This is a genomic window from Bacillus sp. LR--39 (assembly GCF_053613335.1).
In genome coordinates this window covers 1-553 of sequence record NZ_JBSIOT010001414.1, presented here as the reverse complement: position 1 = coordinate 553, position 553 = coordinate 1, and the positions used below count along the sequence as shown (strand labels likewise).

General features: G+C 50.3%; 1 protein-coding gene and 1 pseudogene. Both read right to left on the bottom strand.

The features are described from left to right. Positions 1–447, bottom strand: a pseudogene (gene sacA / locus ACWHAR_RS30845) (sucrose-6-phosphate hydrolase); the annotation flags it as partial. Continuing rightward, positions 444–553: hypothetical protein (locus ACWHAR_RS30840; RefSeq protein WP_452088906.1), on the bottom strand; the 110-nt coding region annotated here is incomplete at its 5' end. The pseudogene sacA and the gene ACWHAR_RS30840, both read right to left, overlap by 4 nt.

The following is a 553-nucleotide window of genomic DNA, read 5'->3' as shown; positions in this document are numbered from 1 at the left end:
GACGACACCCTTTTTCTCAAAGGACAGCCCGTCGTCAGAAACAGCAAGGCATTGATACGTTTCCCGGTTTCCATCCTGATCCCTGACATTTCCTGTGTAAAACAGATAGAGCCGATCGTCTTTCGTGACAGCGCTGCCCGAGTAGCAGCCGTTTTTATCAAACCAATCACTCGGAGCCAGCGCAATCTCTTCCCGCTTCCAATTCACAACATCCTGTGTCGTATAATGCCCCCAAAATTTTGCGCCGTGCCCCGTCTGAAACGGCTGCCACTGAAAGAATACATGATAGCTGCCCTTCCAATAAATCAGGCCATTCGGGTCATTCAGCAGCCCAACCGGCGGCATGATATGAAAATGCTGGCGGTGCGGATCGCTGTCAGCGATGGGCTCTTTTTTCTCCACTTCTTCATAAGCCCGGCGACGAAGCTCCTGATCATGTGCTGTCATTTTTTCCTCTCCTCATCCTCATTAATCTTCATGACAAATGCTGCAATGAACGCTGACACTGCCGCAATCGCCATGCCAATCGGATAGTGAATCAAGTTGCTGAAGC